The 264-nt window shown below is 44.7% G+C and carries 1 protein-coding gene; it reads right to left on the reverse strand.

Annotation, left to right across the window (positions count from 1 at the left end; genetic code table 11):
• On the reverse strand, positions 1 to 264 hold a 264-nt coding region (locus R0K30_RS22320), incomplete at both ends, for a DUF927 domain-containing protein (RefSeq protein WP_410613069.1).

Raw genomic sequence — 264 nt, forward strand, 5'->3', positions numbered from 1 at the left:
CTCTAGCCCCATTTCTCCGGTACTTAAATAAAGTAGACGCCAGTTTTTTATGTCGTCTTGAGTAATGGTTTTGTTACTGCGCATTTTAGACAGTCCATTTGCGAGGGTGTATATAGATTGGTCGACAACTTCAGGCGGGGCCTGATGGAGCTCATCAAGGCAAAGGAGCAAGTCATTATGCTCAACAGCAGTGGCTTCTAGCCCGTTTTCTGTTGCTCTCCATGTATAGTAAAAGTTAGTACCGGAATATAGGCTAGCTGCTAG

The sequence above is a fragment of the Bacillus sp. SIMBA_154 genome, assembly GCF_046536015.1.
GTDB lineage: Bacteria > Bacillota > Bacilli > Bacillales > Bacillaceae > Bacillus > Bacillus pumilus_P.